A 26,092-nucleotide genomic window follows, 5' to 3' on the forward strand; every position below is an offset into this window, starting at 1 on the left:
GCCTGGCTGGTGTTGCGGCTAGCGGTCCGCGCGCGCGTAGCCGGTCTGGGCGCCGTAGAGCTTTTCGCGCTGCGACCAGTCGTGGGTCTCGTTCCACAGGGCCAGCACCTGCATGGCCTCCTGCTCGAAGACCTGGTGGCGCGCCGCGTCGGCCGTGCGCGCGGTCAGCTCCAGGCGGTGGCCCGAAGGGTCGAAGAAGTAGATGGAGGTGATGAAGTCGTCGTGGTTGGTGGGGCCCACCACGTCAATGCCCCGGTCCAGCAGGTCCTGCCGGGCGCGCAGCACGGTGTCCACGTCGGCGACCTCGAAGGCGAAGTGCTGTATCCAGCCCGGCGACTCCATGTCCTTCATCTGGCCCGGGTCCCTGGGGCACTCGAAGAAGGCGATGGAGCTGCCGTCCTCCATCTCGAAAAAGATGTGGATGTGCGGGCTGTACTGGCCCGTGGAGGGCACATGGTCCTCGCCCATGGCGTGGGTGAAGCGCAGGCCCAGCACCTCGGTATAGAAGCGCACGGTCTCGGCCGCGTCCTTGCAGCGGTAGGCGGCGTGGTGAAGCTTTTTGCACAGCATGGATGTCTCCTGTCAGTCGGTGGAAAAGGGGCCGGAAGTGGACGCGGGGCCTGTGGCGCCGTGGAGCGGCTCCTGGCAGCCGCTCCACTGGGGCTGGAAGAAGGGGGCCGGGACCAGGAGCTTCGATTCCTGGCTTTGCAGCAGCGGCAGCATGCGCGCCACATAGGCCTGCCAGCGTGGCTCGGCCAGCAGGCGGGCGCGGCGCTCGGCGCGCTCGTTCAGGTCCGTATAGGCCCACAGGTGGACGATCTGGTTGAGTGGCCCCGAGTCGCTGGTGTAGTAGCCGACCATGCGGCCCAGAATGTTGCTGCAGCTCCAGGCCCTCGGCCTGGTAGAGCGCCAGGTAGTCCCGCCACTTGCCGGGGTGGGCGGTGTAGGTGCGTTGTTCGACGAGCATGCCGTGCCTTTTTTCAACCGAGGCTGTGGCCGCCGTCGATCACGATGCGCGTGCCCGTGGCCGTGCGCAGATGCGTGGCGCAGGCGAGGATGGCCTGCGCCACATCGCCGGGCTCGACCACGCGGCCCAGCGGCGTGTGCGCGGCCTTTTTCTCCAGCTCCTGGCGGCTGCGGCCCCCCACGAAGCCCGTGTCCACGGCGGCGGGCGAGACGCAGAGAAAGCGCACCGGGCCGAAGGCGCGCGCCATGGACACCGTCAGCGTGTCCAGCGCGGCCTTGGCGGCGCAATAGGCCATGTTGCTGCCCAGGCCCGTGAAGGCGGAGACCGAGGACACGTTGACCACGGCGGCATCCTGCGAGGCGCGCAGCAGCGGCAGCAGGGCCCGCGTCACGGCATAGGTGCCGCCCACGTTGGCGCACAGGATGCGGTTGAACAGCGCGGGCTCCAGCGCATCGATCTGCGCGTGCGCGATGCGCTCGGTGAAGCCCGCGCAGTTGACCAGCAGGTCCACCCGGCCCAGGTGCTGCTGCAGCCACTGGGCGGCGGTGGCGTGGCTTGCCTCGTCTTGCAGCGACAGCTGCAGCGTGTGGTGGCTGCCCGGCAGTTCCTCGCGCAGCGCCTGGGCGCGGTCGCGGCCCTGGTGGTAGCCGATCACGACGGTGGCGCCTTCGCTGGCCAGGGCCCGCGCCGTGGCGGCGCCTATGCCGCTGCTGGCGCCGGTGACGACGGCGATTCTGTCTTGCAATGGCGGATGGGAGAGTTGCATCATTCGGAAATCCGTGGCGCCCGGCCTTGCCGTGCCCTGGCCGGGCCGTGGTTGATCGGCCATTCCGATTGTTTTTAAATCGCCCGGCGGCGCCACTCAGTTGTCCGATAAACGAACATGACCTCATCGTCCGATGCCGGCTCCCTCAAGCGGGGCGTGGCCTTTCTCAAGCTGCTGGCGACCGGGGGCGTGCGCGGTTGCCCGCTCAGCGAACTGGCCGAAAAATCCGGCGTGCCCCACCCTTCGGCCCACCGCATCCTCAAGCAGCTGATTGCCGAGCGCCTGGTGGTGCACGACGCCCAGACCCACCGCTACCGGCTGGGGCCGCTGGCCTTCGAGCTGGGCCTGGCCGGGTCGATGCTGCATGACATACGCGACCTGTGCGAGCCGGCCATGGCGGCGCTGTCACGTGAAACCGAGGACACGGCCTACCTGGTGGTGCGCAGCGGATTCGAGGCCGTGTGCCTGCACCGGCTCGAAGGCGACTTCCCCATACGCACGCTGGTGCTGCAGGTCGGCAGCCGGCGCCCGCTGGGCGTGGGCGCCGGTGGGCTGGCCGTGCTGGCCGCCATTGCGCCCGAGGAGCGCGAGGCCATCATCGAGCGCGTGGCGCCCGCCCTGCCGGCCTTTGGCAAGCTCACCGATGCGGGACTGCGCCTGGCCTGCGAGGAAACGGCCCGCGCAGGCGTGGCCGTGATACAGAACCGCGTGAGCCTGGGCGTGACGGCCGTGGGCGCGCATTTTTGCGACAGCATGGGCCAGGCCATGGGGGCGGTCAGCGTGGCCGCGCTGACCCAGCGCATGACGGCGGCGCGCGTGCGGCGCATCGCCCAGCAGGTGCGCGCTGCGGCGGCCCAGATAGAGCAGCGCATCCGCACGCGCAAAAGATAAGGGGCCGGCTGGTCTACACCAGCCGGCCCCTTGTCGGCCCCTTGTGCCGCCGAGCCCGGGCTCGGCGCTGCTTACTTGAGCAGGCCTTCGGCCTTCATCGCGGCCTGCACGGCAGGGCGGGCCAGCACGCGCTCGCGGTAGGCCAGGAGGTTGGTCAGCTCGGAGATGTCCACGCCCACGAACTGGGCCCAGCCCGTCACGGTGAACAGGTAGGCGTCGGCCACGGTGAACTGCTCGCCCATCAGGTAGTCGCGGCCATTGAGCTCGCCGTCCACCCACTTGAGGCGGTCCAGCACGCGCTGGCGCACCACGGGCTTGTAGTCGTCGGGTGTGGCGGGGTTGAACAGGGGACCGAAGCCCTTGTGCAGCTCGGTGCCGATGAAGTTCAGCCACTCCTGCAGGTGGTAGCGGGCCATGGTGCCGTTGGCCGGGGCCAGCTTCTTCTCGGGGACCAGATCGGCCAGGTACTGGACGATGGCCGGGCCTTCATGCAGCGTGTCGCCGTCGTCGAGCACGAGGAAGGGAACATAGCCCAGCGGGTTGATGCCGTAGTAGTCCGTGCCGTCCTGCAGCTTGTGCGTCTTGGTGCTGGCCAGGACCGGCTCGTAGGCCAGGCCTGCCTCGTGCAGGACGATGTGGGGAGACAGAGAGCAGGCGCCAGGGCTGTAGTAGAGCTTCATGGTGGATGGCTTCCGATCAGGGTAAGAAAGACAAGCGCCCATGCTAACCCCATGTGGCGGGGCTGCGCATGATGGGACCGCGCTGGCGCCAGGGTTCAGGCCGACAGGCGCTGTGCAGCCCAGAGCACCTGTTCCAGCACGGCCTTCATGCCCTGCTGGTCCTGGGGGCGCTGCAGGCGGCCGGCGTCGTCGAATGCCTGGCCTGCCTGGCCCACGGCGTGGCTCACGGGTGCCAGCCAGCACTGCAGGTTCAGCAGCAGCGGCGCCAGGTGCGACTGGGCGCGCAGGCCGCCCAGGCCGCCGGGCGAGGCGCTGGCCATGCCCACGACCTTGCCGCGAAAGGGCAGGGTGCCATCGGACCAGACCGGATCACCGGCCACGGGGCTGGAAGCCCAGTCGATGGCGTTCTTGAGCAGGGCGGGGTAGCTGCCGTTGTACTCGGGCGAGCAGATCAGCCAGGCCGGGTGGCTGTGCAGCGCGGCCTTGAAGCGCAGCACGTCGGGCGGCGTGCCGCTGGCCTCCAGGTCGGCGTTGTACATGGGGATGTCGAAATCCGACAGCTCCAGCAGCGTGGGCTGGGCGCCCAGTTCGCGCGCCATGTCGGCGGCGGCGGCGGCCAGGCGCCGGTTGTGCGATTGTTGGCGGGTACTGCCCGCGAAGATGAGGATCTGCATGGCCGCCATTGCATCACAGGCCCTGCACATGTTTCTTGCAAGCGGGCCGCGTTGCGGGCGGCGGCGCGCAGCATCCTGCGGAAAATGCCGTCGCCCGCCGCCCTGTTTCACGTGGAACACCGGCACAGTGCCGGCCCGGTGGCAGGGCCGGCCGACCCCTTGCAAGGCACTGGTGCGGCAAAGGTGGGAAAATCGCGGGTTCCCCGCTGGGTTCCCCTCGCTACATGAACGAGGGCCACCTGCCATGAGCGCCGGAGCGTGAGTGCTCCGTGTCGGGGGCTTGGGCCGGGCAGGCCCCCGGAGTGATAAGCATGTTGTACCCACAGGAATTTGATGTGATCGTGGTCGGTGGCGGCCACGCCGGCACCGAGGCCGCGCTGGCCGCTGCGCGCATGGGCTGCAGGACGCTGCTGCTGAGCCACAACATCGAGACCCTGGGCCAGATGAGCTGCAATCCCAGCATCGGCGGGATCGGCAAGGGCCATCTGGTCAAGGAAGTGGATGCGCTGGGCGGCGCCATGGCGCTGGCCACCGATATCGGCGGCATACAGTTCCGCATCCTCAACAGCTCCAAGGGCCCGGCCGTGCGTGCCACGCGCGCCCAGGCCGACCGCATTCTCTACAAGGCCGCCATCCGCGACATGCTGGAGAACCAGCCCAACCTGTGGCTGTTCCAGCAGGCGGTGGACGACCTCATGGTCGAGGGCGACCGCGTGGTGGGCGCCGTCACCCAAGTGGGCGTGCGCTTTCGCAGCCGCACCGTGGTGCTCACGGCGGGCACCTTCCTGGACGGCAAGATCCACGTGGGCCTGAACAACTACGCGGCAGGCCGCGCGGGCGATCCGCCGGCCGTCAGCCTGTCGTCGCGGCTCAAGGAACTGCAGCTGCCCCAGGGCCGCCTGAAGACCGGCACGCCGCCGCGCCTGGATGGCCGCAGCATCGACTTCTCGCAGTGCGAGGAGCAGCCCGGCGACGGCATGCCCGGTGGTGTCAACGAAGGCGTGCTGCCCGTGTTCAGCTTCATCGGCAATGCGGCCATGCACCCGCGCCAGATGCCCTGCTGGATCACCCACACCAACGAGCGCACGCACGACATCATCCGCAGCGGCTTTGACCGCAGCCCCATGTTCACGGGCAAGATCGAGGGCGTGGGCCCGCGCTACTGCCCCAGCGTCGAGGACAAGATCAACCGCTTTGCCGACAAGGAAAGCCACCAGATCTTCCTGGAGCCCGAAGGCCTGACCACCAACGAGTTCTATCCCAACGGCATCTCCACCAGCCTGCCCTTCGACATCCAGTACGAATTGGTGCGCAGCATGAAGGGGCTGGAGAACGCGCACATCCTGCGTCCCGGCTACGCCATCGAGTACGACTACTTCGATCCGCGCTCGCTCAAGAGCAGCTTCGAGACGCGCCAGATCCAGGGCCTGTTCTTCGCGGGCCAGATCAACGGCACGACCGGCTACGAGGAAGCGGCGGCCCAGGGCCTGTTCGCAGGCCTCAACGCCGCGCTGCAGTGCCGCGGCCAGGAAGCCTGGCTGCCGCGCCGCGACGAGGCCTACCTGGGCGTGCTGGTCGATGACCTGATCACCAAGGGCGTGACCGAGCCGTACCGCATGTTCACCAGCCGCGCCGAGTTCCGTCTGCAGCTGCGCGAGGACAACGCCGACATGCGCCTGACCGAGGCCGGCCGCGCCATGGGCCTGGTGGACGATGCGCGCTGGGATGCCTTCAGCCGCAAGCGCGATGCTGTTTCACGTGAAACAGAGCGCCTGAAGTCCACCTGGGTCAATCCGCGCATCGTCGCGCCCGAGGAATCGGAGCGGGTGCTGGGCAAGTCCATCGAGCGTGAATACAACCTGTTCGACCTGCTGCGCCGCCCCGATGTGGGCTACGGCAAGCTGATGAGCCTGAACGAGGGCCGCTATGCCTCGGCCGATGTGCAGCCCGATGTGCTGGGCGATCTCAGCGCCTCCGTCGTCGAGCAGGTGGAGATCGCGGCCAAGTACGCAGGCTACATCGACCGCCAGAAGGACGAGGTGCAGCGCGCCGCCCACTTCGAGAACCTGCGCCTGCCGGCCGAGCTGGACTATATGCAGGTGCCGGCCCTGTCCTTCGAGGTGCGCCAGTCGCTGCAAAAGCACAGGCCCGAGACGCTGGGCCAGGCATCGCGCATGTCGGGCGTGACGCCAGCGGCGATCTCCCTGCTCATGGTGCACCTGAAGAAGGGGGGCTTCCGCGGCTTTGCCCCTGATGTGACAGACGCGAAGGGCGAGGAGGCATCCGCATGAGCCAGGAACTGCGCGCTCCTCTCGAGGCCGGCCTGCGGGCGCTGGGTCTGGAGCTTTCCCCTGCCCAGGTCGATACGCTGATGGAATTCCAGGCCCTGCTGGGCAAGTGGAACAAGGTCTACAACCTCACGGCAGTGCGTGATCCGCAGGAAATGCTGACCCACCACCTGCTCGACAGCCTGGCCGCCGTGCCGCCCCTGCAGCGCCACCTGGCCCAGATGCCTGCGCGCGCAGGGCGCACCGCCATGCTGGACGTGGGATCGGGCGGCGGCCTGCCCGGCGTGGTCTTTGCCGTCTGCTGCCCGCAGATCGACGTGCACTGCGTGGACACGGTGGGCAAGAAGGCGGCCTTCATCCAGCAGGCGGCGGCCACTCTGCGCCTGCCCAACCTGCGCGGCATCCACAGCCGCGTGGAGCAGTTGACCACGCGCTATCCGCTGATCAGCTGCCGGGCCTTTGCCTCGCTGGCGGACTTCACCAGCTGGTCGCGCCAGTCGCTGGAGGAGGGTGGCACCTGGCTGGCCATGAAGGGCAAGCACCCCGACGAGGAAATCGCCGCGCTGCCTGCCGACGTGCAGGTGTTTCACGTGGAACCATTGAAGGTGCCGGGCCTGGATGCCGAGCGCTGCATCCTCTGGCTGCGCACTGCTGCAGCCTGATTTTTTTACCGAATAGCACACTGCCGCGTTGCGGCGGGGCCATGTTCCCCATGCGCTGGCCATGGCCCTCGCATAAACTCCCAGCTTTCATCGCTCAGGGGTCAGCATGTTCGGCATCTCCGATTTCAGCGCATTCGTTGTTGCCATTCTTCTGTTTTTGCTGATTCCGGGGCCGGGCAATCTGGCGCTGATCACCTCCACCGGCAAGGGCGGCATACGGGCCGGAATGGCGGCCTGCGCCGGCGTGCTGGCGGCCGACCAGGTGCTGATCTGGATGGCGGTGGCGGGCGTGGCCGCGTTGCTGGCTTCCTATCCCGCGGCCTTCCATGCCGTGCAGTGGCTGGGCGCCGCCTACCTGGGCTGGCTGGGTTTCAGGATGCTCACGGCCAGGCCCGGCGACAAGCCCGTGCTGCACATCGAGCCGCGCCACTACTTTCGCCAGGCCGGCCTGATCACCCTGATGAACCCCAAGTCCATCGTGTTCTACATGGCCTTCTTCCCGCTGTTCGTGGATCCCGCAAGCCACCAGGGCCTGCTCACGTTCGCGGTGATGGCGGCCACGGTGGCTGCTCTGACCTTTCTCTATTGCCTGATCGTGGTGCTGCTGACCGCGCATCTGGCCGAGCGCATGCGCGCCAATCCTGCGGTTTCCCGGGTTCTCGAAAAGACTGCGGGCGTGTTTCTGATCGGTTTTGGCCTCAAGCTGGCCATCGCCAAATAAGCGTGTAAATACCATGGCCAAAATCTTCTGTGTCGCCAATCAAAAGGGTGGGGTCGGCAAGACCACCACCGCCGTCAACCTTGCTGCGGGCCTGGCCAAGATCGGCCAGCGCGTGCTGATGATCGACCTGGACCCCCAGGGCAATGCCACCATGGGCTCGGGCGTGGACAAGCGCGCGCTGGAGCTGTCGGTCTACGACGTGCTGCTGGAGAACGCCAGCGTCAAGGAAGCCGCCGTGCGCTCCGAGGCCGTGGGCTATGACGTGCTGGGCGCCAACCGCGAACTCAGCGGCGCCGAGATCGAGCTGGTCACGCTGGAGCGCCGCAACGAGCGCCTGAAGGGCGCCCTCAGGGCGGCCGATGCCGACTACGACTTCGTGCTCGTGGACTGCCCGCCCAGCCTGTCCATGCTCACCCTGAACGGCCTGTGCGCGGCCCATGGCGTGGTCGTGCCCATGCAGTGCGAGTACTTCGCGCTCGAAGGCCTGACCGACCTGGTCAACACCATCAAGCAGGTGCATGCCAACATGAACCCCGACCTGCAGATCATCGGCCTGCTGCGCGTGATGTTCGACCCGCGCACCACGCTGCAGCAGCAGGTCAGCGACCAGCTCAAGGAGCACTTCGGCGACAAGGTCTTCGACACCGTGATCCCGCGCAACGTGCGCCTGGCCGAGGCGCCCAGCTATGGCGTACCTGGCGTGGTCTTCGACCCGGGCGCCAAGGGCAGCAAGGCCTTCATCGATTTCGCGCACGAGATGGTGCGCCGCATCAAGAAGATGTAGCCATGCAAGGTTCACATGAAACGGCAGGGCAGGGCGTGCCGACCGGGTGGGCTGCCGAGGACGTCTGGCTGCTGCCCGGCTGGCAGAACTCGGACGCCGGCCACTGGCAAAGCCGCTGGGAGCAGCGCCACGGCTACCGCCGCCTGGAGCAAAACGACTGGGACCGTCCGCTGCGCGGCGACTGGAGCGCCAGGCTGCAGGAGACGGTGCTCGACGCGCCGCGCCCGGTGGTGCTGGTGGCCCACAGTCTGGGCTGCATCCTTGTGGCGTGGTGGGCGGCGCATTCGCCGCTGGCCGCCCGCAAGGTGCGTGGCGCGCTGCTGGTCGCCCCCGGCGATACCGAGCAGCCCCAGCTGCGCGAGCAATTGCCTGGCTGGTCGCCCGTGATGATGCAGCGCCTGCCGTTTGCCTCCATCGTGGTCGGCAGCAACAACGATATCTATTGCAGCGCGCAGCGCGTGCAGACCCTGGCCGATGCCTGGGGCGCGCGCTTTGTCGATGCAGGGCCTTCGGGCCATCTCAACACGGCCAGCGGGCTGGGCGACTGGGACAGCGGACACGCGCTGCTGGCGTCGCTTTGACAAGGACAACACCATGGTGACCAAGAAACCCAAGGGACTGGGACGCGGACTCGAAGCCCTGCTCGGCCCCAAGGTCCACGACAAGGAAGAGGCCGGCGGCCCCGTGGCCGAGACCGGGCTGCCCAGCATCCTGCAGCTGGACGTGATGGTGCCCGGCCAGTACCAGCCGCGCACCCACATGGACGAGGGCGCGCTCTACGAGCTGGCCGAAAGCATCAAGGCCCAGGGCATCATGCAGCCCATCCTGGTGCGCCGCCTGGCCAAGGGCGAGCACGCCGGCAAGTACGAAATCATCGCGGGCGAGCGGCGCTTTCGCGCAGCCCGCATCGCCGGCCTGGCCGAGGTGCCGGTGCTGGTGCGCGAGGTGCCCGACGAGGCCGCCGCCGCCATGGCGCTGATCGAGAACATCCAGCGCGAGGACCTCAACCCGCTGGAAGAGGCCCAGGGCCTGTCGCGCCTGGTCAAGGAATTCGGCCTCACGCACGAGCAGGCGGCCCAGGCCGTGGGACGCTCGCGCAGCGCGGCCACCAACATCCTGCGCCTGCTGAACCTGGCCGACCCGGTGCAGACCATGCTCATGGCCGGCGACATCGACATGGGCCATGCGCGCGCCCTGCTGTCGCTGGACCGCGCGGCCCAGATCACGGCCGGCAACCAGATCGCGGCCAAGAAGCTGTCGGTGCGCGAGGCCGAGGCCCTGGTCAAGAAGATCGGCGCCGACTTCAGCCTGGTGCGCCAGAAGTCCAAGAAGGAAGGCAAGACGCGCGACATCAAGCGCGTGGAGGAAGAGCTGTCCGACCTGCTCATGGCCGATGTCGAAGTGCGCATCAAGAAGTCCGTGCGCCGTGGCGGCAAGCTGCAGGAAATGGGCGAAGTGGCGATCCAGTTCGGCTCGCTCGATGCGCTCAACGGGCTGATCGAACGTTTGCGCGGCGACGCACCCGAGTGATGACAACAGCTTGTAACCGTCTGTGATCTGTCGTTCTCCAGCAAAGCAGCGCTTTTTCGCGAGGGTGAATCCCGGTATATTTGCGCGCTGTTATGCGGGGTAATTGTGTGTAATCGCTGACTGGCGACGCTGCCAGTGCGTGGACGCCATTGCCCTGGCGCTGATTCACCTAGACCAGACCAAGAGGATTACAACGTGAAGAAGTATCTTGCCCTGACTGCCATCGCCGCCGTGGCGCTGACCGGCTGCGTGACCACCGACATGCGCATGGGTTCGCCGGAAGCCAAGACCGTGGCCACGGGCGCCGCGGGCGGTGCCAGCGCCGAGAACGCCAACACCGAGCTGGAGCGCTGCGATTCCTCGCTGGGCACCATCTCCCTGGTCGAGAACCAGACCGCCGGCTGGTACACCATCCTCACCCAGCAGTACCGCCTGCCGCCCACCTCGCAGCTGCTGCGCCTGATGATCCAGCAGTCCAACTGCTTCATCGTCGTGGAACGCGGCGCGGCCGGCATGGGCGCCATGGCGCGTGAACGCGCGCTGATGGACTCGGGTGAAATGCGCGGCGGCAGCAACCTGGGCAAGGGCCAGATGGTGGCCTCCGACTACGGCCTGTCCCCCGAAGTGATCTTCAACCAGAGCGATGCCGGCGGCATGGGCGGCGCCATCGGCGGCCGCGCCGGCGGCATCTTCGGCGCGCTGGCTGCAGCCACCAAGACCCGCGAGGCCTCGGTCATGCTGGCCCTGGTGGACAACCGTTCGGGCGTGCAGGTGTCGGCTTCCGAAGGCTCGTCCTCCAAGACCGACTGGGGCGGCATGGGCGCGCTGTTCGGCGGCTCCGCCGGCGCCTCGCTGGGCGGCTACACGCGCACGGCCGAAGGCAAGGTGATCGCCGCCGCCTTCATGGACGCCTACAACCAGATGGTGCGCTCGCTGCGCAACTACAAGGCGCAGACCGTCAAGGGCCAGGGCCTGGGCGGCGGTGGACGCCTGGGCGTGGACGGCGGTGCCGCACCGTCGCAGACATCGGCTCCGGGCGCCAATGCCGCCGGCATGTCGCTGCGCGCTGCCCAGCAAAAGCTCAATGCCCTGGGCTACACCGCAGGCACGCCTGACGGCGCCATGGGCAAGAACACCCAGAACGCCCTGCGCGAATTCCAGCGCGACCAGAGCCTGCCGCAGACCGGCCGCCTCGACCGTGCCACCTCGCAAGCACTGCAACAGCAATAAGCGGCTCCCGGCCGGAGGGCGCGCATGATGCGGCGCCTTCCCTGGCCGGCCCCGGCCCTTCTTGCCTGGGCAGGCGCCTGGCTTGTGTACGCCGCGCTGCAATCGACCCTAGGGCCGCTGGCCGCCTGGCTGGCGGCCTGTTTTTTGGGCGTGCTCGCCAGCCTGCTGGCCACGCCCTGGTGGCGGCGCCTGGCCGTGGCGGCGGGCTTTCCGCTGTCCTGCCTGATGCTGTGGGGGCCGGGCGGCCTGGCCGCCATCAGCCCCTGGCTGTGGCTGGCGGCGCTGGGCCTGCTCGCCCTGGTCTACCCGCTCAACGCCTGGCGCGATGCGCCGCTGTTTCCCACGCCGACCGATGCGCTGCAAGGCCTGGCCGATGCCGCGCCGCTGCCGGACGGCGCGGCCGTGCTCGATGCCGGCTGCGGCCTGGGCGACGGCCTGCGCGCGCTGCGCGGGCAGTACCCGCAGGCGCGGCTCAACGGCATGGAGTGGAGCTGGCCGCTGCGCTGGCTTTGCGCGCTGCGCTGCCCCTGGGCCCGCGTGCGCCGCGCCGATATCTGGCTGGCCGACTGGAGCGGCTATCAGATGGTCTACCTGTTCCAGCGCCCTGAAAGCATGGGCCGTGCAGCCGTCAAGGCCGCCACGGAACTGCCTGAGGGCGCCTGGCTGGTCAGCCTGGACTTTGCGCTGCCCGGCGTGGAGCCCTCCTGGCAGCGCCAGGGACCGGGCCGGCACAGCCTCTGGGTCTACCGCATGCCGCTGGGCGGTGCCGGCGAGGCCGTGGTGCATGTTCCCGAGCCCGAGGAAACGCCCTACGAAAAGGCCCTGCGGGAGCTGCAGGAACGCCGGTGACGGATGTGCGTGGCGCCTACTTCTTCGCGCTGGCCTTGCTCACGTAGAGCGACAGCGCGGCGATCTCGGCCTCGCTGAGCGTGGCCTTGAATGAGGGCATGGCGCCTATGCCGTCGCGCAGGGCACGGGCCACGCGCGCGGCATCGGGCTGCAGCTCGTCGAGCACGGGGCCGATGGCGCCCTCGGCACCCGCGTCCTTGAGCGTGTGGCACAGCGCGCAGGCGGGCGTGGCCGTGGCGAACAGCTTCTTGCCCAGGGCCATCTGGGCCGCTTCATCGGCAAAGGCGGGGGCGCACAGCAGGGCGCTGCCGAGCAAAGTGCTGCCCAGCAGGGCGGTGTGGATCAGGTGTTTCATCGTGAACATGGCAATGGGGGTACGGGCCCGCCACGGTCTGGCGCCGTGTGCGGGAGGTGACGGGAGTGAAGAGAAGGGGGGGCGGGATGAGCGCGCGGGCCGTGTTCAGGCCACGGTGACGGTCACGGCGTGGTCGGCCCAGCTGGTGTTGTTGTAGCCACTCTGGTTTTCGCCGCGCGTCTCGGGCTGGACCCGGCCGCGCGCGTCGGTGGCGCGGCTGGCCAGCACATGCGTGCCCTTGGGCAGGCGCGCCTGCAGCACGAACTGGCGCCAGGCGTACTTGCCCAGGTCGGGGCCAACCAGGCGCGCGGCCTGCCAGCTCTTGCCGCCGTCCGTGGACACCTCCACGCCCTTGACGGCGTCCATGCCGCCAAAGGCCACGCCGTGGATCTGCACCAGGCCGGCGGCCTGCCCGCCGTCCTCGGGCAGGGGCGAGTTGATCCAGGACTTGACGCTCATCTCCTGCACCGAGGGCTGGCTCGGGTCACCCTTGCTGCCGGGCGGCGAGATGCGGTAGCCGTGGGACATGATGTGGGCCTCGCTCTCGCGCGGCGTGAAGGCCAGCTGCTTGATGTACTTGATGTTGTTCACGCCGGTGTAGCCGGGCACGATCAGGCGCAGCGGCCCGCCATGGGCCAGCGGGATGGGCTCGCCGTTCATCTCCCAGGCCAGCAGCGCGTCTTCCATGGCCGACAGCGGCACCGAGCGCTCGACGATGACGCTCTTGGGGTCCAGCCCTGCAGGCAGCACCTCGCCGCCCGTGCCGGTCATGTAGAGGCCGCCGTCGGCCACGCCGCCCAGGGCCTTGACCACCTCGCGCACGGGCACGCCGCTCCAGACCACGCAGCCGGCCGCACCCACGGTCCAGGCCGTGCCGCTGGGCTTGCTGGGAAAGAAGGCGCGGCCATTGCCCGAGCACTGCAGCACCATGGCCACGGTCTCCAGGCCCAGGGACTTGAGCTCGCGCACGCTGAGGCTGCGGGGCTGGCGCACGCCCCCCACCTGCAACTGCCAGGCATCGCGGTCGGCCACGATGGATTCGGGCGGTGTGGGCAGGTTGTTGCGCACATAGAGCTGGTCGCTGGGCGTGATCACGCTGGTGCCGAAGGCGCCGCGCCGCGTCTCTATGGTGGTGGAGCTGTGGACGATGAGGGCATCGGCCTTCTTCCAGCCCGCGTAGCCGGGCAGGGGCTTGGCCGCCGGTGCTGCCGCAGCTGCGGGTGCCTGGGCTTGGGCTTGGGCTTGGGCCAGTGCGCCCTGGTGCAGGCCGGCCAGGCCTGCGGCGGCCAGTGCGCTGGCGCTGCCGGCCAGCAGGCTGCGGCGCGCGGGGGAGGTGGGCGATGTCGGCAAGTGGTTCATGGGTGTCTCCTCGTGGTGGTTGTCAGGGGGCGTGTCGTGGCGTCTCATGGGGCATCTCATGGGGCAGGGGTGCCCAGGGCCTTGCTGGCCACGGCCAGGGCCTGTTTCTTCTGGGCCACCAGCACCAGCGGCCGGCCTTCGCGCGAGCGAACGACCTGCCAGTGCATGTTGGCCCACCAGCCCTGGCCATCGGCCAGGCGCTGGGGCTGGTCGAAGGCCAGCACGGTGACGATGCCGCCCTTCTCGAAGAAGGTGGTCAGGTGGTAGGCGCGCGTGCCGTCGATATCGCAGGGCCGCATCAGCTGGGTGTAGCCGGGCAGCTTCTCGCCGGCCGGCAGGTCCAGGCGGCGCGCCACCTCGGCCTCGGGCATGAAGCTGCCGCGCAGCGTGCGCTCGTAGTACTCATGCTCGATGGCGGCGCGCACCAGCTCGGGCGGGCGCATGGCGAACACGGCGGTGGCGGCCGAGCTGCCCACCAGCAGCGCGGCGATCAGCCGGCGCACGCCGCTGCGCGCATGCCAGGGCGTGTGGCGCAGCAGATGGGCGGGCGGCTCGCCGTGCGGCCCGGGGTCGAAGGCCAGGGCCAGTTCGGCGCGTGCGCGCAGGTCGAAGGCCGATTCGTCGGTCGTGTCCGGGGCAGTCATTTCAAGCCTTGCTATCGGGTGGCGCGCAGCGGGGTGGGGCGCAGCGGGATCACGCTGGCAGTCTCTGGAGCAGGCGCCGGGGCGGCCTGCTCCAGGGCCGCCTTCAGCGCATCGCGGGCGCGTGACAGGCGCGACAGCACCGTGCCCGGCGCAATGTCCAGGGCCTCGGCCATCTGGGCCGTGGGCATGTCGTCGAAGTAGTAGAGCACCAGCACCTCGCGGTGGATGGGGGCGATGCGCGACAGCGCCTTGACCACGTCGAGCCGGTCATCCAGCGCCGAAGGCGAGGGGGAGGGGGCGGGATGCTGGTCCAGTGCCTCGTCATCGCTGACCAGATGGGCCGATGGCGCAAGGTGCCGGAAGGCATGGCGGCGCATGATCTGGAACAGCCAGGCCCGCGCCATTGCGGCCTCGCGCAGCTGGTGGCGAAAGCGCCAGGCGCTGGTGAAGCAGTCCTGCACCACGTCCTCGGCCAGCGCGCGCGAGCCGGTCAGCGCCCAGGCGCTGCGCAGCAGGAATCGGTAGTGCTCGCGCACCCACTGGTTGTAGCGCGACTCGGCGGTGGAGATCATGCGGCATAAGAGCACGCAGGGCGCCGCCCTATTCCATGGGCTGGCCTTAGGCAAACCCTATATCGGATCAGCTATCGCGAAGAGACGATGGCTCCCTGTCATTCCCTGATCGGCCGCGATACAGCGCCTGATCCGACCCTGTGGGCAGCGGAGCCGGCCTGCTGCCCGAAGAACCGTGCCGGAGGCATGCCCACCGTGCGGTGCACCATGGCGCTGAAGGCGCTGGGGCTGTAGCCCAGCTCGGCCGCGATCTGCTGTATGGGAAGGCCGCGCGCGGCCAGGCTCAGGCCGTGGGCCAGCACGACTTGCTGGCGCCAGGCGGTGAAGCTGCAGCCCAGCTGCTGCTGGAACAGCCGGGCCACGGTGCGCGGGCTGGCGCCGGTGTCTGCCGCCCAGTCGGCCAGGCTCTCGTGCTGGGTGGGGTCGGCCACCACGGCCTCGCAGAGCATGCGCAGCCGCTTGTCCTGGGGCATGTTCACGCCAAGGTGGACTTCGCTGGCGCGGCGCAGTTCTTCCAGCAGCAGGGCGCTCAGATGGTGCTCGCGCTGCAGCGTGGCGGCGTCCGGGGCGGGCTGGTCATCGCTTTGCTTGGGCAGGGCCGTGATCAGCTCGCGCATCAGCGGCGAAACCTCCAGCACGCGGCAGCGTGCCCAGTCCTGCGGGTTGCAGGCCACGCCGCAGGGCGGGAGGTCCGGCAGTACGGGGCCCTGGGCCGGATCGTCCTGCAGCACGTAGATGGAGACGAGATCGGCTTCCTCGACCATGGCCACGGCGTGGACCAGGCCGGGCGGAATCCACACGGCCTTGGAGGGTGGGGCGATCAGCGTGCCCTGGGGGGCCGACAGGTGCAGCACGCCGTCCAGCGAGATGGCGATCTGTGCCCAGCTGTGGCTGTGCGGTATGACGCGCGTGCGTGCCGACAGGCGGTGCTGCTTGGCGCGCACGGGGCGCTGGGGCGTGGGCACGAACAGGTGCGGATGCAGGGCCTCCACCGGCTCCATCGGCCGGGCCCTGCGCACCGACCGCAGTGCGGCTGCGGGGCAGGTGCTGGGCAGGGTGTCGGCAAGAGTGTCAGCAGGGGTGTGGGCAGGGGTGCCGGGCGTGGAGACAGGCTTTGGCATGTTTGCGATAGAAGTTGGCAGACTATCGCATACAAGACGAAACGCTGCTGCCTAAGATGCGGCCCATGACCGCCTCTTCCTCTTCCATGCCGGACGCCGTGGCGCCGGACCCGCTGCGCAGCGATGTGCGCACCATCGGCCTGATCGGCCTGGCGCATGGTTCCTCGCATTTCTTCCACCTGCTGCTGCCGCCGCTGTTTCCGTGGCTGATCGCCGAGTTCGGCTACAGCTATGCCGAGCTCAGCGTGATGGTGTCGCTGTTCTTCGTGGTCTCCGGCGTGGGACAGGCCATGGCCGGCTTTGCCGTGGACCGCTTCGGCGCGCGCCCCATTCTGTTTGCGGCGCTGGGCAGCTTCACCGTGGCGGGCGTGGTCGCCAGCCTGGCGCAGGGCTATGGAATGCTGCTGCTGGCGGCCTTCTTCGCGGGCCTGGGCAATGCGCCCTTTCACCCGGTGGACTTCACCATCCTCAACAAGCGCGTGTCGGCCAAGCGCATCGGCCATGCGTTCTCGGTGCACGGCCTGTCGGGCAATATCGGCTGGGCGCTGGCGCCGCTGTTCATGGCGGGCATCACCACGGCCACGGGCTCGTGGCGCCTGGCCTGCCTGTGCGGCGCGGCCCTGGCCGCCGTCATCCTCACCATCATGGTGCTCAACCGCGAGGCGCTGGACGACCGTGCGGCCGATGCCCAGGCCCCGGCGGCGCGTGCCGCTGCGGCCGCCGTGCCGCAGGAGCATCCCATGGCCTTCCTGAAGCTGCCCTCGGTCTGGCTGTGCTTCTCGTTCTTCTTCTGGAGCACCTGCGCGCTCAGCGCCATCCAGAGCTTTGCCAGCCCCGCCATGCAGTCCATGTACGGACTGCCGCTGAGCGTGACGGCGCTGATCGTCACGGGCTACATGCTCTGCGGCGCGGCAGGCATGCTGGCCGGTGGCTTCCTCGTGGGCCGCGTGCAGCGGCTGGAGAAGGTGATCTCCATCTGCATGCTGGGCTCGGGTGTTGCGCTGTTCCTGGTCGGCACGGGCTGGCTGCCGGCCATGGCGGCCGTGGCCGTGGCCTCCATCGCGGGCCTGGGCACGGGCCTGGCCGGCCCCTCGCGCGACATGCTGATCAAGCGCGCCGCGCCCCCCGGCGCCACGGGCCGCGTCTACGGCACGGTGTATTCGGGCCTGGACCTGGGCTTTTGCCTGGCCGCGCCGGTGTTCGGCTACATGCTGGACCACGGCATGAGCCACGGCGTGTTCTACGGATCGGCCATTGCCCTGGTGCTGAGCGTGGTGTCGGCCGTGGTCGTGGGCGATGGCGTGAGCAAGAAGGGTGGCATGGCGCTGAGCGCGGGCTGATCCCGGGTCTCGCTCCCCACAAGGCCCCGCAGGCCCAGGCTTGCGGGGCCTTTGCTTTGGGCGCAGAGATGGACAAAACAGGCATGCCAATTGCGTGCGCCCTGCGCGGCGCCTGCTATCGTGCAGGCACAACTTTTCAACACAGGAGACCTGTCCATGCGTTCCGCCTTCGCACCGCTTTCCCTCATGTTCCGCAGCGCCCCGCTGGCGCTGGCCCTCGCCATGGCCGGCCTGTCCGGCAGTGCCCTGGCTGCGCCCAAGGCCGATATCCAGGCGCTGGCGCAAAAGCACCAGCAGCCCCTGCTGGACACGCTGCGCGAGCTGGTGCACATCGAGTCGGGCAGCAAGGACATGGAGGGCGTGGAGCAGATCGCCAACTACGTGGCCGGCAAGCTGCGCGAGCAGGGCGGCAAGGTCGAGATCCTGCAGCCCACCGACGTCTACCGGCTGGGTGACACGCCCGAGAAGATCGGCCCCATGGTGCATGCCGAGTTCAAGGGCAAGGGCAGCAGCCGCATCATGCTGATCGCCCACATGGACACGGTCTACCTGCGCGGCATGCTCAAGGACCAGCCGTTTCGCATCGACGGCGAGCGCGCCTACGGCCTGGGCATTGCCGACGACAAGCAGGGCGTGGCCCTGATCCTGCACACCGTGGCCATGCTGCGCCAGCTGGGCTTCGACAACTACGGCACGCTGACCGTGCTGATGAACAGCGACGAGGAAATCAGCTCGCCCGGCGCGCGCAGCACCATCACGCGCCTGGGCGCCGAGCAGGATGCGGTCTTCTCGTTCGAAGGCGGCGGCACCGACGGCGGCGTGCGCCTGGCCACCAGCGGCATCGGCGCGGCCTACCTCAAGGTCGAGGGCAAGGCCTCGCACGCGGGCGCCAAGCCCGAGGACGGCGTGAACGCGCTGTACGAGCTGTCGCACCAGCTGCTGCAGATGAAGGACCTGTCCAAGCCCGAGACCGGCCTCAAGCTCAACTGGACCGTGGCCAAGGCCGGCACCAACCGCAACGTCATTCCCGCCGAGGCCACGGCCCAGGCCGACGCCCGCGCGCTGCGCGTGGCCGACTTCACGGCGCTGGAGCAGGCCATGCAGGCCAAGGTGGGCCACAAGCTGCTGGACGCAAGCAAGGTGCAGCTCAAGTTTGAAGTGCGCCGCCCGCCGCTGGAGGCCAACGATGCCTCGCGCAGCCTGGCCAAACAGGCGCAGACCATCTACAGCGATGAGCTGGGCCTGAAGATGAGCGTGATGGAAAAGGCCACGGGCGGCGGCACCGACGCGGCGTTTGCGGCGCTCAAGGCCAAGGGTGCCGTCATCGAGGGCTTTGGCCTGAGCGGCTACGGCGCGCACTCCAATGATGCGGAGTATGTGCAGCTGAACACCATCGTGCCGCGCCTGTACCTGGCCACGCGCATGATCATGGATCTGTCGAAGTAGCCCCCACGCTCCCCATGCTTCGCATGGTCCGCTGCCCCTGGCCGGGCGCCCCCCGAGGGGGCCGCGGTTCGCCTTGGGGCGGCCCGGCAGCGAAACCTGGCGCACGCTGCGGATGGCGGGGTCAAAAAGCAAAAAAGGGCATGCCTTGCGGCATGCCCTGAAGGCGCATCGTGGGGCGCTCTGTGTTCTTTACTGCGAAGAGATGTTCTTGTCTTTCGCGATCTTGCTCCAGCGCGTGAAGTCGGCGTTCAGCCGCGCCTTCATGGCCGCGCCGTCCTGGTAGGTGGCGATGGCGCCTGCGGCCAGCATCTTCTTTTGCAGCTCGGGCTCGGCCAGGATGAGCTTGAGCTCCTGGTTCAGGCGCTGGACCACGGCGGGCGGCGTGTTCAGCGGGGCGATCAGGCCGCCCCAGGTGTCGGCGTCGAAGCCGGGGAAGCCCTGCTCGGCCACCGACTTCACATTGGGCAGCAGCTGCTTGGCCTTTTGCGAGCTGACGGCAATGGCGCGCAGCTTGCCGGCCTGGATGTGGGGCAGGGCCGCGACCACGTCGGCGAACATCACGGCGATCTGGCCGCCGATCAGGTCGGTCACGGCCGGCGCGCTGCCGCGGTAGGGCACGTGCTGCATGTCGAAGCCGCCCAGGTCCTTGAGCTGCTCCATGGACAGGTGGCCGAAGCTGCCCGTGCCCGAGCTGGTGTAGTTCAGCGCCGGCTTGGCCTTCTTTGCGTGCTCGATCAGCTGCTGCAGGTTGGTCACGTCAGGCAGCTCGCGCGGGTTGATGACGATGGCCATGGGCAGGTCATAGACCGTGGCCACGGGCAGGAAGTCCTTGCGCACGTCGTACAGGTTGTTGTTGAACAGCATGGGCGCCAGCAGCGCCGGCATGCCGAACATGGACAGCGAGTAGCCGTCGGGCTGCGACTTGATGAAAGCCGCCGTACCCACCGAGCCCGAGGCGCCGGGGCGGTTGTCGATGACGATGGTCTGGCCCAGGCGCTCGGTCAGGCGCTGCGCGACGATGCGCGCGGCCGTGTCGGTGGGGCCGCCGGGCGGGAAGGCCACGGTCAGCTTGATCAGCTTGTCGGGCCACTGGCTCTGGGCCCGTGCGGCGGGGGCCAGCGTGGCGATGGCGGTGGCGCAGGCGGCGGAAAGGATCTGGCGGCGCGAGGCCTGGAAGGGGGTGGAAGTCATATGTCTCCTCAAGCGGGAAGGGGTGGAAATGAGAGCCGTGGAGCGGTCTGGGTGGGAACGTCTGCGCGCTCTCAGATGATGTTTTTGGCGCGCAGCGCGGCGCGGGCCTGTTCGTCCAGGCCCAGGCGCTGCTGCAGCACCTCGTCGGTGTGTTCGCCCTGGTGCGGCGGCGGGCGGCGTACGGGCAGGCGCTGGCCGTCCAGCGCATAGGGCGGGGCCAGCACGGACTGGCTGCCGGCTTCGCTGTCCTCGAAGCGGTGCAGCAGGCCGGCGTCGGCCGTGCGCTGCGAGTTCAGGGCCTCGAACAGGCCCAGCACCTCGCCGCAGGGAATCTGCGCGGCCGTCAGGCATTCGAGCAGTTGGGCGCGCGTGAAGCGCAGCAGCTCGGCCTGCACCAGCGGCATCAGCAGATCGCGGTTTGCCGAGCGTGCGGTATTGGTGGCAAAGCGCTCGTCGGCGGCCCACTCGGGCTTGGCGATGACGTCGGTGCAAAAGCGCTGGAACTGGCCGTTGTTGCCCACGGTGATGACCAGAGGGCCGTCGGCCGCCTCGAACACGCCGTAGGGCACGATGGACGGATGGGCGTTGCCGAACTTGGGCGGGTCGCCGGCCTTGAGCAGGGCCTCCATGCCGTAGTAGCTGGTGATCATCAGGCCGCAGTCGTACAGGGCCATCTGCACATGGCGACCGCGCCCGCTGCGCTCGCGCTCGTAGAGCGCGGCCAGGATGGCCTGGGCCGAGTACATGCCCGTGAACATGTCCACGGCGGCCACGCCGAACTTCAGCGGGCCCTGGCCCTGCTCGCCGTTCATGGCCATGATGCCGGACTCGCCCTGCACCACCAGGTCGTAGCCGGGCCGCGTGGCCTCGGGGCCGCTGCGCGAGTAGCCCGAGATGGAGCAGTACACCAGGCGCGGGTTCAGCTGCGACAGCTGCTCGTAGCCCAGGCCCAGCTTCTCGGCGCCGCCGACCTTGAAGTTCTGGATGACCACATCGCTGTCGGCCGCCAGCTCGCGTGCGATGCGCAGGCCCTCTTCGGCCTGCAGGTCCAGCGTGACCGAGCGCTTGTTGCGGTTGGCGCTGTTGAAGTAGGAGGTGTTGCGCTGGCCCACGCGCACGCCCCAGTCGCGCGTGTCGTCGCCGCGGCCCGGGTGCTCGACCTTGACGACATCGGCACCCAGGTCGGCCAGCGCCATGGCACACATGGGGCCGGCCAGCACGCGCGAAAGATCCAGGACGCGCACGCCGTCCAGCGGCAGGGAAGAGGGGAGAGCACTCATGCGAAACCTTGTCGAACCACGAAAACCGCAACGGGCCGGTGATGCCCGGGCAGGCCCGCATTCTTCATTCGTTTATTGACTTTGACAATCGTGCTAAAAAATGGACATTGTGTGTACTGAGGTTTGACAATGGATCTGGGCGGACTGTCCCTGCTGGTGGACATCATCGAAGCCGGCAACCTGAGCCGCGCCGCCGTGCGCCTGGGCATGAGCCGCGCCAACGTCAGCCACCGGCTCAACCAGTTCGAGCGCCAGATCGGCCAGCAGCTGCTGCGCCGCACCACGCGCCAGGTCGAGCCCACCGAGCTGGGCCTGCGCCTGTACGCGCATGGCCGCGCGATACGCCAGGAGGTCATGGCGGCGGCCGAGTCGGTGGACAGCCTGGGCCAGAGCCTGCAGGGCACCGTGCGGCTGAGCGTGCCCAGCGGCTACGGCCAGCTGCAGATGTCGGGCTGGCTGACGGAGTTCATGCGCATGCACCCGGGCATCACGCTGGAGGTGATCTTCGACAACGACATCGAGGACCTGATGCAGGGCGCGGTGGACTTCGCCGTGCGCGTGATGACCGAGCCGCCCGAAAGCCTGGTGGCCTGCAAGCTTGGCGACGTGCTCTACGAGGCCTGCGCCACGCCGCAGTTCCTGGCGCAGCATGGCCACCCCGACTCGCTGCTGGCGCTCAAGCGCGTGCCGCTGATCACCTCGGCGCTCACGGGCCAGAAGCTGCGCACGGCCGGCATGAACGGCGCCCGGCCCACCGAGCTGCGCATACGCCCGCGCCTGATGTCGCCCAACTTCCACTTCCTGCGCGATGCCGTGCTGCAGGGCCTGGGCGTGGCCGTGGTGCCGCGCTACATGGTGGCGGCCGAACTGGCCAGCGGCGCGCTTGAGCGCCTGCCGCTGCCGCCGGGCAGCCTGGACTTTCTGGCCACGCGCCAGTACCTGCTGTACATGCCGTCCCACTACCAGACGCGGGCCATCACCACGCTGATCGACTTCCTGCGCGAGAAAGCTGCGGCGGAGGGACTCAGAGGCTGAAGATCTTGCCGGGGTTCAGGATGTTCTTCGGGTCCAGCGCCTGCTTGATGGAACGCATCATCTGCACCGCGCCGTCGCCGGCTTCCTCGCGCAGGAAATCCATCTTGTGGATGCCCACGCCGTGCTCGCCCGTGCAGGTGCCGCCCAGCGCAATGGAGCGCGACACCAGCTGGTGGTTGAGCTGCTCGGCGCGCGAGCGCTCATCCTCGTTGTCCGGGTCGATCAGGTAGCCGAAGTGGAAGTTGCCGTCGCCCACGTGGCCGACGAGGAAGTAGGGAATGCCGCTGTCGTCGGCCTCGCGCACCGAGTCCAGCAGCGCATCGGCCAGGCGGCTGATGGGCACGCAGGCGTCGGTGGTGATGCAGCGGCAGCCGGGGCGGCTGGAGACGGCCGCGAAATAGGCGTTGTGGCGGGCCGTGAACAATCGCGTGCGGTCCTCGGGGCGCTCGGCCCATTCGAAGGCATTGCCGCCGAACTCGCCCGCAATGTCCTGCACCATCTCGGCCTGCTCCTTCACGCCCGTGGGCGAGCCGTGGAACTCCATCAGCAGCATGGGCTCCTCGCGCAGCGTGAGCTTGCTGTAGGCGTTGACCATGCGCACCGAGTTCACGTCCACCAGCTCCACGCGGGCAATCGGCACGCCCATCTGGATGGTCTGGATCACCGTGCGCACGGCGGCCTCGATGCTGGGGAAGGAGCAGATGGCCGCGCTCACGGCCTCGGGCAGCGGGTACAGGCGCACCGTGATCTCGGTGACCACGCCCAGCGTGCCCTCGCTGCCCACGATCAGGCGCGTGAGGTCGTAGCCCGCGCTGCTTTTCTTGGCGCGCGTGCCGGTGCGCATCAGCTCACCGCTGGCCGTGACCAGTTCCAGCGCCAGCACGTTCTCGCGCATGGTGCCGTAGCGCACGGCATTGGTGCCGCTGGCGCGCGTGGCGGTCATGCCGCCGATGGAGGCATCGGCGCCGGGATCGATGGGAAAGAAGAAGCCCGTGTCCTTGATGGCATCGTTGAGCTGCTTGCGCGTGATGCCGGGCTGCACGGTGACCGTCAGGTCCTCGGTGTTGACCGAGAGAATGCGGTTCATGCGGCTCAGGTCCAGGCTGATGCCGCCCTCGACGGCCAGCAGATGGCCTTCGAGCGAGGAGCCAGCGCCGTAGGGGATGACCGGCACGGCATGCTGGTCGGCCAGCTTCAGCGCGTCCTGCACGTCCTGCGTGCTTTCGGCAAAGACCACGGCCGCAGGCGGGGGCGCCTGGATGGCGCCCTCGTCGCGGCCGTGCTGTTCGCGCACCGCCAAAGCCGTGGAGCACTGGGCGCCGAAACGCTGGGCCAGGGCTTGGAGGAAGGCTTCGGGAATGGGGCGCTGAGCGAAGTCAGGCTGCAGGCGGACGGGGGCGACAGGGGCGTTCATCGGTGTTCTCCAGGGGGAACTGGAAAGAATACCACCGGCCCTGTCGCCCAACCGTGTGGGTCAGCCGCCAGGCATCCGGGTGTCAGCGCGGCTGGACAGCCTTGCTGAATTCATCGCGCGACAGCGATCCGTTCTTGTCGGCATCGATCTGGGCGAAATTGCTGCTCACGGCGGGCAGGGCCTCGGCCTCCTTCTTGCTCAGCTTGCCGTCCCGGTTGGTGTCGGCGCGGTCGAATGCGGCCTGCACCTCGTTGGCGCCGGCCGACGAAGGGGCCGGCGCTGCTTGTACGCCGGTGGCAGGACCGCTACCGGCTCCAAAGGAGGCCTGCGAAGGAGGCGCAGCGGGAGTAGATGTCTGCGCCATGGCAGCAACGCTGCCCAGCGAAATGGCCGCGAACAACATCACGCTGCGGATTTCAAAACCAGAGACTTTGCGCAGTTGAGAGGTCATGTGTCGAACTCCTTGTCGAACGTGGAACATGACTGCATTCCACCTGTTGCAGCGCAGCAGGGCCAGCACTTTTGCCGGCTGTTGCCTGCTACAACATTTGCGTGCCGCCTGTAACGCACAATTGGGTGTTGGGCCGTTACGGGTCCGGCTTTCCACCCCCGCACCGCCAAGGAGAACGCCCATGGGCAACCGTTTGACACAGATCGCCACGCGCACCGGAGACGACGGCAGCACGGGCCTGGGCGACAACACGCGCGTCTCCAAGAACAGCGGCCGCCCGCACGCCATGGGCGATGTGGACGAGCTCAATTCCCACATCGGCCTGCTGCTGTGCGAGGCCCTGCCCGAGGACGTGCGCGAGCTGCTGGTCGATGTGCAGCACCAGCTGTTCAACCTCGGCGGCGAGCTGTCCATTCCCGGCTATGAACTGCTCAAGGACGAGGCCCTGCTGCAGCTCGATGAAGCGCTGGCCCACTACAACGCGCAGCTGCCCCGGCTGCAGGAATTCATCCTGCCGGCCGGCAGCCGCGCAGCGGCCCAGGCCCATGTCTGCCGCACCGTGGCGCGCCGTGCCGAGCGCATGGTGGTGGCGCTGGAGCAGGGCGAGGCCATGCGGCCCGCGCCGCGCCAGTACCTGAACCGCCTGTCCGACCTGCTGTTCGTGCTGGCGCGCGTGCTCAACCGCATGGATGGCGGCGACGACGTGTACTGGAAAAGCGAGCGGCTGGCGCGCGCGCAGTCCGCTCAAGAGTGACCGTGCTGAGGACGGCCCATGCGCCTGCGCCACATCGAGGTCTTCAATGCCGTCATGCAGACCGGCAGCGTCAGCGCTGCAGCACGGCTGATCAACATCACCCAGCCGGCCGTCAGCCGCACCCTGCAGCACGCTGAGCTGCAGCTGGGCTTTGCGCTGTTCCAGCGCGCACGCGGGCGGCTCACGCCGACCAATGAGGCGCTGGCGCTGTTCCCCCACATCGAGAAGCTGTTCGAGCAGCTCGACGAGGTCCAGCGCCTGGCCGACAACCTGCGCCATGGCCGGGCAGCGGACCGGCTCACCGTGCTCACCGTCTTCGCGCTCAGCCGCGAGGTGCTGCCGCGCGCCGTGGCCGGCTTTCGGCGCCGCCACCCGCAGGTGCAGGTCCATGTGCAGGCACTGCACACGCCCCAGGTGGTCTCGGCCCTGCTGCTGCAGGAGGCCGACGTGGGCTTCGTCATCAGCTCCGTGGGCCAGCCCGCGCTGGAGCATGAGCTGCTGGCCGAGGTGGACATGTTCTGCGTGCTGCCCAAGGGCCTGCTGCCGCCCTCGCGCGTGCGCGAAGAGGGGATGGAGCTCAAGGACCTGGCCGAGCTGCCCGTGGTCGCGCTTGATGCGCGCGACCCGCTGGGCATGCGCCTGGGCCAGGCCTGCCGCGAGCACGGCGTGGGCCTGTCGCCCGTGGTCACCGTGCAGACCTACCACGCGGCCCTGTCCATGGCCGAGTACGGCCTGGGCGCCGCCATCATGGACGGCTGCACCGCCCTGGCCGCCGACCGCCGCAAGGTCCATGTCGTCCCCCTGCTGCCGCGCATCACGGTGGGTGTGAATGCCCTGAGCCTGCCCCAGCGGCCAGGGTCGGTGCTGGCACGGGCAATGACCGAGGAAATGCGCAAGGCCTTGCGCGAGTTGCTGGCTGGTTGAGGCCGTTCATACAAGCATGCCTGCTGGACTGCGGCTGATGCGCCGTGGTCATTGGCACGATCGATTGTCAAATTCAACTGAATTCTCATGATCGATTGATTTGCTAATGAGAATTATTCACAATCATTACCCGGGATCTGACAACTGCATCGTCATGAAGGAGG

General features: G+C 68.6%; 28 protein-coding genes. 14 read left to right on the top strand and 14 right to left on the bottom strand.

All coding sequences use genetic code 11. From position 1 onward, the window contains the following. Positions 1–18: 18 nt before the first annotated feature. From U6958_RS02025 to U6958_RS02035, 3 genes are all read right to left on the bottom strand, one after another. Complete coding sequence (locus tag U6958_RS02025; RefSeq protein ID WP_012201980.1) at positions 19–570, bottom strand: VOC family protein; 552 nt, start codon at positions 568–570, stop codon at positions 19–21. 12 nt (positions 571–582) lie between these two features. Further along, positions 583–861, bottom strand: coding sequence for an NIPSNAP family protein (locus U6958_RS02030; protein ID WP_244160460.1), 279 nt, complete (start codon positions 859–861; stop codon positions 583–585). Positions 862–980: 119 nt separating this feature from the next. After that, positions 981–1,736, bottom strand: a complete 756-nt coding sequence (locus tag U6958_RS02035) for an SDR family NAD(P)-dependent oxidoreductase (protein ID WP_074921160.1) — start codon at positions 1,734–1,736, stop codon at positions 981–983. Positions 1,737–1,850: 114 nt separating this feature from the next. On the opposite strand from U6958_RS02035, the gene U6958_RS02040 reads away from it, so the two are divergent. Then, the gene (locus U6958_RS02040; RefSeq protein ID WP_012201983.1) at positions 1,851–2,624 is read left to right on the top strand and encodes an IclR family transcriptional regulator; all 774 of its coding nucleotides are present in this window, start codon (positions 1,851–1,853) and stop codon (positions 2,622–2,624) included. Positions 2,625–2,695: 71 nt separating this feature from the next. Here the strand turns inward: U6958_RS02040 and gstA are convergent, their stop codons facing one another. Together gstA and U6958_RS02050 are read right to left on the bottom strand one after the other, a co-directional pair. Then, positions 2,696–3,304: a glutathione transferase GstA gene (gene gstA, locus U6958_RS02045; RefSeq protein ID WP_013799958.1), complete on the bottom strand. Its 609-nt coding sequence runs from the start codon at positions 3,302–3,304 to the stop codon at positions 2,696–2,698. A 95-nt stretch (positions 3,305–3,399) separates the two neighbouring features. Continuing rightward, positions 3,400–3,987 (bottom strand): NADPH-dependent FMN reductase, encoded by a 588-nt coding sequence (locus U6958_RS02050; protein ID WP_016447287.1) that lies wholly within the window; start codon positions 3,985–3,987, stop codon positions 3,400–3,402. A 302-nt stretch (positions 3,988–4,289) separates the two neighbouring features. Here U6958_RS02050 and mnmG point away from each other — a divergent pair, with 302 nt between their 5' ends. From mnmG to U6958_RS02090, 8 genes are all read left to right on the top strand, one after another. Next, entirely contained in the window at positions 4,290–6,269 is a 1,980-nt protein-coding gene (mnmG, locus tag U6958_RS02055) for a tRNA uridine-5-carboxymethylaminomethyl(34) synthesis enzyme MnmG (protein ID WP_017405071.1), read from the top strand. Further along, a complete protein-coding gene (gene rsmG / locus U6958_RS02060) occupies positions 6,266–6,928 on the top strand; it encodes a 16S rRNA (guanine(527)-N(7))-methyltransferase RsmG (RefSeq protein WP_016447289.1) in 663 nt (220 codons plus the stop codon). Before mnmG ends, rsmG begins: the two co-directional genes overlap by 4 nt. 106 nt (positions 6,929–7,034) lie before the next feature. After that, positions 7,035–7,649: a LysE family transporter gene (locus U6958_RS02065; RefSeq protein WP_016447290.1), complete on the top strand. Its 615-nt coding sequence runs from the start codon at positions 7,035–7,037 to the stop codon at positions 7,647–7,649. A 13-nt stretch (positions 7,650–7,662) separates the two neighbouring features. After that, positions 7,663–8,433: a ParA family protein gene (locus U6958_RS02070; protein WP_016447291.1), complete on the top strand. Its 771-nt coding sequence runs from the start codon at positions 7,663–7,665 to the stop codon at positions 8,431–8,433. A gap of 2 nt (positions 8,434–8,435) precedes the next feature. Further along, positions 8,436–9,014 (top strand): alpha/beta hydrolase, encoded by a 579-nt coding sequence (locus U6958_RS02075; protein ID WP_017405073.1) that lies wholly within the window; start codon positions 8,436–8,438, stop codon positions 9,012–9,014. A 13-nt stretch (positions 9,015–9,027) separates the two neighbouring features. After that, on the top strand, positions 9,028–9,963 hold the full coding sequence (locus tag U6958_RS02080; RefSeq protein ID WP_016447293.1) for a ParB/RepB/Spo0J family partition protein: 936 nt from the start codon (positions 9,028–9,030) through the stop codon (positions 9,961–9,963). Between the two features lie 195 nt (positions 9,964–10,158). After that, a complete protein-coding gene (locus U6958_RS02085) occupies positions 10,159–11,193 on the top strand; it encodes a peptidoglycan-binding domain-containing protein (protein ID WP_016447294.1) in 1,035 nt (344 codons plus the stop codon). Between the two features lie 24 nt (positions 11,194–11,217). Beyond that, complete coding sequence (locus U6958_RS02090; protein ID WP_070080767.1) at positions 11,218–12,042, top strand: methyltransferase type 12; 825 nt, start codon at positions 11,218–11,220, stop codon at positions 12,040–12,042. A gap of 16 nt (positions 12,043–12,058) precedes the next feature. Here U6958_RS02090 and U6958_RS02095 read toward each other — a convergent pair whose 3' ends face one another. From U6958_RS02095 to U6958_RS02115, 5 genes are all read right to left on the bottom strand, one after another. Beyond that, positions 12,059–12,406: a cytochrome c gene (locus U6958_RS02095; protein ID WP_017405076.1), complete on the bottom strand. Its 348-nt coding sequence runs from the start codon at positions 12,404–12,406 to the stop codon at positions 12,059–12,061. Positions 12,407–12,502: 96 nt separating this feature from the next. Continuing rightward, entirely contained in the window at positions 12,503–13,756 is a 1,254-nt protein-coding gene (locus tag U6958_RS02100; protein ID WP_074921254.1) for a sulfite oxidase, read from the bottom strand. 56 nt (positions 13,757–13,812) lie between these two features. Continuing rightward, positions 13,813–14,400: a hypothetical protein gene (locus tag U6958_RS02105; protein WP_016447298.1), complete on the bottom strand. Its 588-nt coding sequence runs from the start codon at positions 14,398–14,400 to the stop codon at positions 13,813–13,815. Positions 14,401–14,411: 11 nt separating this feature from the next. Then, positions 14,412–14,972, bottom strand: a complete 561-nt coding sequence (locus tag U6958_RS02110) for an RNA polymerase sigma factor (protein ID WP_047472170.1) — start codon at positions 14,970–14,972, stop codon at positions 14,412–14,414. A gap of 98 nt (positions 14,973–15,070) precedes the next feature. Beyond that, positions 15,071–16,093, bottom strand: coding sequence for a helix-turn-helix domain-containing protein (locus U6958_RS02115; RefSeq protein ID WP_074921161.1), 1,023 nt, complete (start codon positions 16,091–16,093; stop codon positions 15,071–15,073). A gap of 65 nt (positions 16,094–16,158) precedes the next feature. On the opposite strand from U6958_RS02115, the gene U6958_RS02120 reads away from it, so the two are divergent. Further along, positions 16,159–17,433 (top strand): MFS transporter, encoded by a 1,275-nt coding sequence (locus U6958_RS02120; protein ID WP_043795639.1) that lies wholly within the window; start codon positions 16,159–16,161, stop codon positions 17,431–17,433. A gap of 156 nt (positions 17,434–17,589) precedes the next feature. Further along, complete coding sequence (locus U6958_RS02125; protein ID WP_074921162.1) at positions 17,590–18,879, top strand: M20/M25/M40 family metallo-hydrolase; 1,290 nt, start codon at positions 17,590–17,592, stop codon at positions 18,877–18,879. Between the two features lie 189 nt (positions 18,880–19,068). Here U6958_RS02125 and U6958_RS02130 read toward each other — a convergent pair whose 3' ends face one another. Continuing rightward, positions 19,069–20,070, bottom strand: coding sequence for a tripartite tricarboxylate transporter substrate binding protein (locus U6958_RS02130; protein WP_013799975.1), 1,002 nt, complete (start codon positions 20,068–20,070; stop codon positions 19,069–19,071). A gap of 71 nt (positions 20,071–20,141) precedes the next feature. Next, positions 20,142–21,350, bottom strand: a complete 1,209-nt coding sequence (locus U6958_RS02135) for a CaiB/BaiF CoA-transferase family protein (protein WP_013799976.1) — start codon at positions 21,348–21,350, stop codon at positions 20,142–20,144. A gap of 129 nt (positions 21,351–21,479) precedes the next feature. Between U6958_RS02135 and U6958_RS02140 the strand changes: the two genes are divergently transcribed. Beyond that, on the top strand, positions 21,480–22,385 hold the full coding sequence (locus tag U6958_RS02140) for a LysR family transcriptional regulator (RefSeq protein ID WP_016447304.1): 906 nt from the start codon (positions 21,480–21,482) through the stop codon (positions 22,383–22,385). Here the strand turns inward: U6958_RS02140 and U6958_RS02145 are convergent. Together U6958_RS02145 and U6958_RS02150 are read right to left on the bottom strand one after the other, a co-directional pair. Then, positions 22,375–23,799, bottom strand: coding sequence for an FAD-binding oxidoreductase (locus U6958_RS02145; protein ID WP_013799978.1), 1,425 nt, complete (start codon positions 23,797–23,799; stop codon positions 22,375–22,377). The two genes, U6958_RS02140 and U6958_RS02145, sit on opposite strands and share 11 nt — an antisense overlap. Positions 23,800–23,881: 82 nt before the next feature. Beyond that, complete coding sequence (locus tag U6958_RS02150; protein ID WP_016447305.1) at positions 23,882–24,250, bottom strand: EF-hand domain-containing protein; 369 nt, start codon at positions 24,248–24,250, stop codon at positions 23,882–23,884. Between the two features lie 181 nt (positions 24,251–24,431). Here U6958_RS02150 and U6958_RS02155 point away from each other — a divergent pair, with 181 nt between their 5' ends. Beyond that, positions 24,432–25,004, top strand: coding sequence for a cob(I)yrinic acid a,c-diamide adenosyltransferase (locus U6958_RS02155; protein ID WP_016447306.1), 573 nt, complete (start codon positions 24,432–24,434; stop codon positions 25,002–25,004). Between the two features lie 18 nt (positions 25,005–25,022). Continuing rightward, positions 25,023–25,928 carry a LysR substrate-binding domain-containing protein gene (locus U6958_RS02160; RefSeq protein ID WP_016452275.1) on the top strand — a complete coding sequence of 302 codons (906 nt, stop codon included), beginning with the start codon at positions 25,023–25,025 and terminating at the stop codon, positions 25,926–25,928. Positions 25,929–26,092: the final 164 nt, after the last annotated feature.

The organism is Delftia lacustris, assembly GCF_040267515.1.
Taxonomy (GTDB): Bacteria; Pseudomonadota; Gammaproteobacteria; order Burkholderiales; family Burkholderiaceae_C; genus Comamonas; species Comamonas tsuruhatensis.